Here is a 9549-nt window from a genome sequence, read left to right on the forward strand (position 1 = left end):
CTCCCTCACCTCCGTGGCGCCGGGCCCACCCCGTGGCCGAGGCGCCGGAACGAAAGGCACGATGATGACGATTCCCCTACGCGAGCACCCGGGCGAGAAGCGGCCGGTGCTCATTGTCGGAGCCGGCCCCGTGGGTCTGGTCCTCGCGTGTGAACTCCTCAGCCAGGGCGTGCCGGTACGGATCATCGACGGCACCCCGCCGGACTCGGCGCTGCACTCGCGGGCCATCGTGGTGTGGCCGCGCAGCCTGGAACTGCTCGACCGGATCGGGGCGGCCGAGCCGCTGGCCGAGGCCGGCAACCGGCTCAGCGCGGTCTCCTACTTCTCGCAGAAGCGGCCCCTGGGCGCCATCGAGATGAGCCGCCTGAAGGACACCCCGTACCCGTTCGGCCTGGTCATCCCGCAGGACCGCACCGAGGACGTGGTGCGCGAGCGGATGGTGGCGCTGGGCGGCAAGGTCGAGCAGGGCAAGGTCACCGGTCTCGACAACGCGGGCGAGCGGCCCGTGGTGGAGGTGACCTGGCCCGGGGAGCGGGTCGAGCAGATCGAGGCGGACTGGGTCATCGGCGCCGACGGGGCGCACAGTTCGGTGCGCCGCTTCGCCGGGATCTCCTTCCTGGGCAGCGGCGAGGACGTGCTGTTCGCCATCGGTGACGGGCCGATCGACGGCGACCTGCACCAGCACGAACTGCTCTACTGCTACACGCGGGGCGGCGCGCTGGGCTTCGCCCCGTTCGGCAACGGCCTGTTCCGGCTGGCGGTCAGCGTGCCCGGCTGGACCGAGGGCCACCCGCCGCCGCGTTCGCTGTTCCAGCAGGTGATGGACGAGCGGGCGCCGCGCCGCGGGCTGATCGGACCGCTGAACTGGACGACCATCTTCCGCGCCCGCCGGCGGGTCGCCGAGACTCTGCGCGACGGCCGGGTCTTCCTCGCCGGCGACGCCGGGCACATCTTCAGCGCGGCCGGCGCGCAGGGCATGAACACCGGCATCCAGGACGCGGTGAACCTCGGCTGGAAGCTGGCCGGCGTGATCCGCGGCACCCTGGAGCCCGGCATTCTGGACACCTACGACTCGGAGCGGCGCACGGCGGCCGAGCGGGTCGTCCTGACCACCGCGAAGCAGACGAGTTGGGGCCTGTTCCACAGCCGCCGCGAGGTCGCCGTCCGGGACACGCTGGTGCGCGTCGCCCGCCGGACGGGGGTGCTCCAGCGGTTCGGCGCCCCGCTGATGGCCCAGCACGACGTCACGTACCGACCGGCCGAGACGCTGTGGGACACGCTGCCCTCGCTGACCCGGCTGGCGCGGGTGGGCGACCGGCTGCCGGTCTTCAGCCGGCACGGCACGGCGGACGGCAGCGCCGTCGGCGAGGGCGCGACCGGGGCCAGCGCGGCGGCCGGCGGCGGGCGGTGGCCCACCGTCGACCCGGAGCGGCCCACCCTGCTGCTGTGGGCGGGCGAGCGCCAGCACGACGTGTGGGTGGACCAGCGCGCGGCGCTCCTGGAAGCGCTGCCGGCCGGCTTCCCCGTCGTGGACATCTCCGCCTGGCCGGGCTTCAGGCCACTGCTCGGCAAGCAGCCGAAGGCCGTACTGGTCCGCCCGGACGGCCACATCGCCTCGCTGTCCGAGCCCGACCCGGCCGAGCTGCGGATCTCCCTGCGGCGCACCCGCGTGGTGCTGCCCGGGCTGCCGCTCGCCGCCAACCTGGGCAGCGAGACCGTCACCGAGATGGGCGCGAGCGCCGCTGCGGGCGCCCAGACCCCGGCCCCGGCCCCGTACGCAGCTCCGGCGCCCGCCCCGGCGCGGCAGGCAGCCCCCGCGCCCGCCCCGGCGCAGCACGCGGAGCCCGCGCCCGCCCCGGCCGAGCAGCCCGCCTCAGCCGAGCAGCCCGCTCCGGCCGAGCAGCCCGCGGCCAAGCCGGCCTCGCGCAAGGCACGGCCCGGCGCGCCGGACAAGGCGGCGTCGTGACGTCGGCCGCCGTCGTCTGCGGGCTCGGCGCCTGGGTGCCGCCGACCGTGGTGCCCAATGCGGCCCTGGTCGAGGAACTCGACACCAGCGACGAGTGGATTCGTACCCGTACCGGCATCGCCCAGCGGCATCTGATCGCGCCCGGCGACGCCACCTCCGACCTGGCCGTGGAGGCGGGCCGGCGAGCGCTGGAATCGGCGCGCAGGGCCGCGTCCCGGCCCGGCACCGGCGGCGCTGACGGCATCGGCGCTGGCGGCATCGGCGGTGCTGCCGGCGCCGGGGAACCGGGTGCAACCGGCGGCCGTCACGGCCCCGCCAACCCTGGCAGCCCCAGCAGCGCTGACGGTCTCAACGACACCGACGGTTCCAACGCCCCTAACGCCCCAGACGACCCCGGCGGCGAGCCGGTCGACCTCCTCGTGCTGGCCACCAGCACCCCCGACCACCCCTGCCCGGCCACCGCGCCGGCGGTCGCGGCCAGGCTCGGCCTCGGCTCCGTCGCGGCGTTCGACGTCGGCGCCGTCTGCACGGGCTTCGTCTACGCGCTGGCCACGGCCGCCTCGATGCTCACCGCCGGCGTCGCCACCCGGGCCCTGGTCATCGGCGCCGACACCTTCTCCACCATCCTCAACCCGGGCGACCGCACCACCCGCGCCATCTTCGGCGACGGCGCCCCCGCCCCCCGGGTGGGGGGCCGGCCGGGCCCCCCACCCCCCCCCCCGCGCGGGGGGGGCCCGGGGCCCCCCCGCCCCGCCGCGCCCCCCCCCCCGCGCCCTCGGGGGCGCCGGCGCCGGCGCGGTGGGGGGGCGGGCCGGCCGGGCCGACGAACCCGGCGCGCTGCTCGGCTTCGACCTGGGCAGCGACGGCGCGGGCGCCGACCTGATCACCGTACGGGCCGGCGGCTCCCGGCAGCGCTCCACCGCGGGTCCTGCGCCCGCGGGCGACGAGTACTTCACCATGGCGGGCCGTGCCGTCTTCACCCAGGCGGTGCTCAACATGAGCAAGTCGGCGCTGGCGCTGGTCGACCGGATCGGCTGGTCACAGCCGGGCCTGGACCGGGTGGTGGCCCACCAGGCCAATGCCCGCATCCTGCGCGCCGTCGGCGACCAACTCGGGCTCGCCGACGAGCAGGTGGTCAGCAACCTCGACCGGGTCGGCAACACGGTGGCCGGCTCGATCCCGCTGGCCCTGGCCGACGCGGTGCGCGCCGGCGACCTGCGCCCCGGGCAGCGGGTGTTGCTCACCGGCTTCGGCGGCGGCCTCACCTGGGGCTCGACCGCGCTGATCTGGCCGGACCTGTCCGTCGATGCACCCCATGTCCCCACCATCCGAAAGGACCAGCCATGACCGCGGCCATCGACACCCAGCAGATCAAGGACCGGGTGGTCTTCCTCATGAACGAGAAGTTCGGCCTCCCCGAGGACGAACTGCTCTCCGGCGCGCCCTTCGAAGAGCTCGACATCGACTCGCTCATCCTCATCGAACTCGGCCTGCTGCTGCGCAAGGAGATGGGCGTGGTGCTCCAGGACGGCGAGCTGAAGGCGTCGCACACCCTGGACGAGGCCGTGGCCGTCATCGAGGCGAAGGGACCGCGGGGGTGACCGGCGCCGGGGGCGGCGCGACGATCACCGGGCTGGGGCTGGTCACCCCGGCGGGTTCGGGCGCCGACGAGAACTGGCGCCGGCTGCTGTCCGGGGTCTCCGCCGCGGCCCCCGACCCCGAACTGAAGGACGTGGAGGTCGACTTCTCCTGCCGGGTGCCGGACTTCGACGCCAACGCACTGCTCGGCCGGCGCACGGCCTGGCGCCTGGACCGGTTCGTCCAGCTCGCGGTGGTGGCCGCCCGGCAGGCGGTCGCCGACGCCGGGCTCGGCCCCGGCACCTGGGACGCCGCCCGGGTCGGCGTCGTCCTCGGCAACTCGCTGGGCGGCACCTCCACCTTCGAGGCCCAGCACCGCACGTACTACGGCGGCGCGCCCGAGGACCTGTCGCCGCTGATGATCCCGATGGGCATGGTCAACATGGTGGCCGGCTACGTCGCCATGGACCTGGGGGCGCTCGGCCCGAGCCTGGTGACCGCGACCGCCTGCGCCTCGGGCGCCGCCGCCATCGGCACCGCACGGGACTGGCTCGCCAACGGCCTGTGCGACGTCGTCCTGGCCGGCGGCACCGAGTCGGCCCTCACCCCGGCGACCATGACGGGGCTGGCCCGGATGGGAGCCCTGTCGGTGCGCAGGGACGAACCGGCCGCCGCCTCCCGGCCGTTCGCCGCCGACCGTGACGGCTTCGTGGCCGGCGAGGGGGCGGCCGTGCTGGTCCTGGAGCGCGAGCGGGACGCCAGGGCCCGCGGGGCGCGCCGGTACGCCGCGGTCGCCGGTTTCGGCGCCGCGTCCGACGCCTACCACGCCACTGCCCCGCACCCCGAAGGCGCGGGACTTGAGCGGGCGTTGCGCACCGCGCTCGCCGACGCCGACGTGTCCCCCGCCGACGTGGGCCCCGTCAACGCGCACGGCACGTCCACGCCGATGAACGACCTGACCGAGGCGCGCGCCCTGCACCGGGTGCTCGGCAGCGGCGCGGCCGTCACCTCGACCAAGGGCGTCACCGGGCACACCCTGGCCGCCGCCGGGGCCATCGAGGCCGCCTACACCGCGCTCGCACTGTGCCACGGGGCCGTGCCGCCCACCGCCAACGTGCGCGAGGTGGACCCCGAGGTGGCGGTGGACGTGGTCACCGGCGGGCCCCGTACGGCGCCGCTGGACGTCGCGGTCAGCACCTCGCTCGGCTTCGGCGGGCACAACGCGGCCCTGGTGCTCACCGCCGCCTGACTCCCGCCCCCAGGGGCCGCCGTCTCCGGGGGCCGCGCGCCCGCCCCGTGACCCGCGCCCCCGGTCTGCCTTGCCCGTCCGCCACCAGCACCCGAGCAGCGCGTACGACACTGCACCAGGCACGGAGCGCCGGCGCGTACGACGCTCCACCCGGTACGGCACCCCCGTACGACGACTGCGTACGACGACCCGTACGAGAACCGCGTGCGGCACCCCGTACGCGATCCACGCAACAGCACCGACGACGGCCCACCAGGGACAGGAGAAGCGCATGCGGACGCGGCAATGGGGCGGCACGGGCCCCGAGGTCGGGGCGATCGGCCTCGGCTGTATGGGAATGAGCTGGGGCTATGCGGAGTCCCAGCGCAACGACGACCTCTCGGTCACGGTCCTTGAACAGGCCCTTGACCTCGGCATCACCCACCTGGACACCGCCGATGTGTACGGCGACGGGCACAACGAGACCCTGGTGGGCCGGGTGCTCGCGCACCGCAGGGCGGAGGCCGTGGTCGCGACCAAGGTGGGCCTGGTCGTGGACGACCTGGTGACGCGGACCATGCACCGCGACGGTTCGCCGGCGCACATCCGGCGGGCCGCCGAGGCCAGTCTGCGCCGCCTGGGTACGGACGTCATCGACGTGTACTACCTGCACCGCGTCGATCCGGCCGTGCCGCTGGAGGAGACCTGGGGCGCCATGGCCGAGTTGGTGGCCAGCGGCAAGGTGCGCCGCCTCGGGCTCTCGGAGGTGACCGTCGGGGAGATCGAGCGGGCGCACCGCATCCACCCGGTCTCCGCCGTCCAGTCCGAACTGTCGCTGTGGACCCGCGACCCGCTCGCCGCCGGCACCGACGTGGTGGGCTGGTGCGCCGCGCACGGCGCCGCGTTCGTGCCCTTCGCACCGCTCGGGCGCGGCTTCCTGACCGGCGCCTTCGACCGGCCGACCTTCGAAGCGGGCGACTTCCGGGCCACCAACCCGCGCTTCGCGGACGCCGCGTTCGCCGCCAACCTGCGCATCGTGGAAGCCGTACGCACCGTCGCCGCCCGGCACGGGGCCACCCCCGCCCAGGTGGCGATCGCCTGGACGCTCGCCCAGGGGACGCACGTCATCCCCATCCCCGGCACCAAGAACCCGCGCTACCTGACCGAGAACGTGATGGCCGAGGCGCTCCACCTGAGCGCCGAGGACCTGGTGGCGCTGGACGCGCTGCCCACCCCGGTCGGCGGCCGGTACTGACCCCGCGGCGGGGCCGTGTCCTGCGGCCCCGCCCACCCGGCCCTGAAGAGGGGAGTTGTGGAGACTGTGAGCACGGTACGCACCGCCGCCGTGGTCGGACTCGGCGCAGCGGGCACCGAGTTGGCCCGCCGGCTCGCCGGCGCCGGCATCCGCACCATCGGCGTCGAGCCCGACCCGGAGGCCGCCGCGCGCGCCCGGCGGGCCTGCGCCGCCCACCCGATCGAGGTGACCGCGGAGTTGTCCGCGGTGGCCGCCGCCGACCTGGTCCTGGAGGCGGTACCGGAACCGGAACCGACCAAGCGGGCCGTGCTGGCGGCCATCGCGGGCCACCGGCGCGCCGACGTGCCGGTGGTGACCACGGCGCTCAGCACCCCCGTCGGCGAACTCGCCGACGCCGCCGGCGGCCCGCTGCTCGCGCTGCGCTTCGTCCGCGCCGACCGGCTGGACGCGGCCGAGGTCGCCCGCCCTCCGCACACCCCGGACGAGGCCGTGCAGTTGGTGCAGCAGACGCTCACGGCCGCCGGCACCACCCTGCACGAGGTGCCCGACCGGCCCGGCTCGCTCGCCCCCGGGCTGCTGCTGGGCCTGCTCAACCAGGCGGCCTGGATGTGCCACCAGGGGTACGTGGAAGCGGAACCGCTGGAGACGGCCGTCCGGTTGGGCTGTGGCTGGTCCGAAGGGCCGCTCGCGGTGCTGGCCGCCATCGGGCACCGCACCGCCGCCGACATCCTGTACGGGCTCCAGCGGCGGCTCGGCGACCGGTACGCGCCCGCCCCGCTGCTGAGCGGGCCGCCGCTGGTACCGGGCCACGGCGCGGGGGACCCGGCGCCCGGCGCGCCTACCGAAGGCGCCACCGCCGCGGCGTCCGGCACCGCTCCAGAAACCGCTGCCGGCACCGCCACCGCCACCGCCACCGCCCCGCCGCGCACCGTCGCGGTCATCGGCTCGGGCACCATGGCCACCGGCATCGCCGAAGTCTTCCTCCGCGCCGGCCTGCGCACCCTGCTGGTGGCCCGTACGGAGGCCAAGGCGGTCGCGGCGCGCGAGGCCGTCGAGTTCGGCCTGCTGCGCATCGGCTGGAGTGACGAGCAGGTGGCCACGGCACTCGAACGCTGGTCGGGCCACACCGAACTGGCCGCCGCCGCCGATGCGGACCTGGTGGTGGAGGCGGTCGTGGAGGACCTGGCGGTCAAGCGCGAGACCTTCGCCGCGCTCGGCGCGCTCTGCCGGCCCGGCACCGTGCTGGCCACCACCACCTCCGCGCTCCCGGTGGCCGCCTGCGCCGCCGCCTCCGACCGCCCCCGCGACGTGCTCGGGCTGCACTTCTTCAACCCGGCGGCCACCATGGACCTGGTCGAGCTGGTACGGACCGAGCACACCGGGCCGGCCGCGCTCGCCACGGCCCGCGCCGCGCTGGCCGCGGCGGGCAAGGTGGCCGTGGAGTGCGGCGACCGCACCGGCTTCGTCGTCAACGCCCTGCTGTTCCCCTACCTCAACGACGCCCTGACCGCGCTGGCCGACCCCGGCATCCGGCCCGCGCTGCTGGACACCGTCATGAAGTCCGTCGGCGGGCAGCCGCTCGGCCCCACCAGGCTCCTGGACGTGGTCGGGGCGGACGTCGCGCTCCAGGTGCAGCGGCTGCTGCACGAGGGCTCGGGCCGGCCCGAGCTGGCCCCGGCCGACCTGCTGCACCGCCTGGTGGACCGCGGCTACCTCGGCCGCAAGAGCGCGGGCCGCGGCGTACGGGCCCTGCTCACGGAGGAAGCCCGCGCGGGCGTGGGGTGAGTCCGGCGGGGTGGGTTGGCCTGGCTCCTGTGGCCTGGCCTGGCCCCGGCAGCGTGGCCTGACCCCAGTGGCGTGGCCGGGGCCTGGCGGCTCGGCCTGACCACGCCGGTGCGACCTGCCCCGGCGGCACGACCTGACTCCTGGCGACGCGTCCTGACCACGCCGGCACGACCTGAGCCCGGAGATGCAGCCCGACCCCCGCGGTGGCCCGCCCGGGGCCCGTACCCCACTAGCCCCTCATCTCCCATCCCGCCCCCATCTCCATCACCTCACCCGCCCCACCCGTCCTACGAACCCCACCCACCCCACCCACCCCACCCCAGCACCCCACGTACCCGAATTCCCCCATCGCCCCAGCACTCCACGCGTACGCACGCACCACCGCCCACAGCCCACACACCCCGAAGGAGCAAGTCATGTCCCGTCTCCTCCCCGCCTCCCGGCGGCGCCGGTTCGGCTACCTCGCAGCGGCGACGGCCCTGTGCCTGACCGCCGTCGGCGCCGCCAGCGCCACCGAAGGCACGAGCAGCACCGCCGCCGATCCCGCCCGTACGGCGCAGACGCCGCCCGGCGGCCCGATCACCAGCGAGACCCTGTCCGAGGGCGACACCACCCTCCCGTTCAAGATCAAGGCGACCGGCCCGCGCCACCTGCTCTACCGCAAGGCCGTCATCCCCGCGGGCACGGCCACCGGCTGGCACTACCACGTGGGCGCCGAGATCGCCGTCATCGTCTCCGGCAAGCTGACCCGCATCAACGGGGACGACTGCACGGTGCGCGTGCTCGGCGCCGGCGACGCGCTGGTGGAGCCCACCGGCTCCGACGAGGTGCACTACGGCGTCAACCGGGGCACCGAGCCGGTGGTGCTGTACATCACCGACGTGCTCCCCAAGGGCCAACCCGTCTCCGTCCCGGCCCCTGACCCGGGCTGCCCCACCAGCCGGTGAGCGGGCACGCGGCAGGCGGGAGCGCCGTGCACCGGGCGGCCCCGCCGATCGGCATGGCCTTCTTCGACGTCGACGAGACCCTGCTCACCTTCAAGAGCATGTTCCGCTTCCTCGCCCACCACTTCCGGGCCCGCGGGCTGCCGCCGGACGCGTACCAGCGGGCCGCCGCCGACCTGCGCGGCCGGGCCGCCGCCGGGGTGCCGAGGGAGGAGACCAACCGCGACTACTACCGGCTGTACGCGGGGCGCACCGTGGCGGAGGTGACCGAGCACGCCCGGGAGTGGTTCGCGGCCGAACTCGCGGGCGGCGGCGCGCTGCACGAGCCCGCCGTGGAAGCGCTGCACGCGCACCGCAGGGCCGGTGCGACCACCGTCCTGGTCTCCGGCTCGTTCCCGCCGTGCCTGGCGCCGGTGCGTGAACTGCTCGGCGCCGACCTGCTGGTGTGCAGCGAGCCCGAACACCGGGACGGCCGCTACACCGGGCATCTGGAGCGCCCCATGATCGGGGCGGAGAAGGGCCGTGCGGCCCGGGAGTTGATGGCCAGGCACGCCATCGCCCCGGAGCGGGCCGCCGCCTACGGCGACCACGCCACGGACCTCTCGCTGCTCCAGGCGGTGGGCCACCCGGTGGCGGTCGGGGACGACCCGGAGCTCGGCGCGTACGCGCTGGCCGCGGGCGGCAGCCTGCTGCCTGGCATCCCGAGCGTCCCGGCTGTTCCCGGCTGAGCGGTCCGCCGCGCGGCCGGGTGCCCGGTCGGCCGGCGGCCGGGGCGCCCCGCGGGGGTGGCCCG

At 75.9% G+C, this 9549-nt stretch carries 7 protein-coding genes and 2 pseudogenes; all 9 read left to right on the forward strand.

Annotated features, from left to right (window positions below):
• Nucleotides 1-61 precede the first annotated feature (61 nt).
• The 9 genes and pseudogenes from AAHZ94_RS02930 (at nucleotide 62) to AAHZ94_RS02975 (ending at nucleotide 9484) form a co-directional block, all read left to right on the forward strand.
• Nucleotides 62-1966 (forward strand): FAD-dependent monooxygenase, encoded by a 1905-nt coding sequence (locus tag AAHZ94_RS02930; RefSeq protein WP_349990243.1) that lies wholly within the window; start codon nucleotides 62-64, stop codon nucleotides 1964-1966.
• Nucleotides 1967-2373: 407 nt separating this feature from the next.
• Nucleotides 2374-2634: pseudogene (locus AAHZ94_RS02940) on the forward strand (3-oxoacyl-ACP synthase); the annotation flags it as partial.
• Nucleotides 2635-2764: 130 nt separating this feature from the next.
• Nucleotides 2765-3313 carry a 3-oxoacyl-[acyl-carrier-protein] synthase III C-terminal domain-containing protein gene (locus AAHZ94_RS02945; RefSeq protein ID WP_349990244.1) on the forward strand — a complete coding sequence of 183 codons (549 nt, stop codon included), beginning with the start codon at nucleotides 2765-2767 and terminating at the stop codon, nucleotides 3311-3313.
• Nucleotides 3314-3357: 44 nt separating this feature from the next.
• Nucleotides 3358-3567 (forward strand): annotated as a pseudogene (locus AAHZ94_RS02950) (phosphopantetheine-binding protein); the annotation flags it as partial.
• On the forward strand, nucleotides 3564-4793 hold the full coding sequence (locus AAHZ94_RS02955; RefSeq protein ID WP_349990245.1) for a beta-ketoacyl-[acyl-carrier-protein] synthase family protein: 1230 nt from the start codon (nucleotides 3564-3566) through the stop codon (nucleotides 4791-4793). The pseudogene AAHZ94_RS02950 and the gene AAHZ94_RS02955, both read left to right, overlap by 4 nt.
• Before the next feature lie 271 nt (nucleotides 4794-5064).
• The gene (locus tag AAHZ94_RS02960; RefSeq protein ID WP_349990246.1) at nucleotides 5065-6027 is read left to right on the forward strand and encodes an aldo/keto reductase; all 963 of its coding nucleotides are present in this window, start codon (nucleotides 5065-5067) and stop codon (nucleotides 6025-6027) included.
• Between the two features lie 57 nt (nucleotides 6028-6084).
• Entirely contained in the window at nucleotides 6085-7812 is a 1728-nt protein-coding gene (locus tag AAHZ94_RS02965; RefSeq protein WP_349990247.1) for a 3-hydroxyacyl-CoA dehydrogenase family protein, read from the forward strand.
• Between the two features lie 416 nt (nucleotides 7813-8228).
• The gene (locus AAHZ94_RS02970; RefSeq protein WP_349990248.1) at nucleotides 8229-8759 is read left to right on the forward strand and encodes a cupin domain-containing protein; all 531 of its coding nucleotides are present in this window, start codon (nucleotides 8229-8231) and stop codon (nucleotides 8757-8759) included.
• Nucleotides 8760-8785: 26 nt separating this feature from the next.
• On the forward strand, nucleotides 8786-9484 hold the full coding sequence (locus tag AAHZ94_RS02975; protein WP_349990249.1) for an HAD family hydrolase: 699 nt from the start codon (nucleotides 8786-8788) through the stop codon (nucleotides 9482-9484).
• Nucleotides 9485-9549: the final 65 nt, after the last annotated feature.

This window comes from Streptomyces sp. HSW2009 (genome assembly GCF_040240285.1).
Lineage (GTDB): Bacteria > Actinomycetota > Actinomycetes > Streptomycetales > Streptomycetaceae > Streptomyces.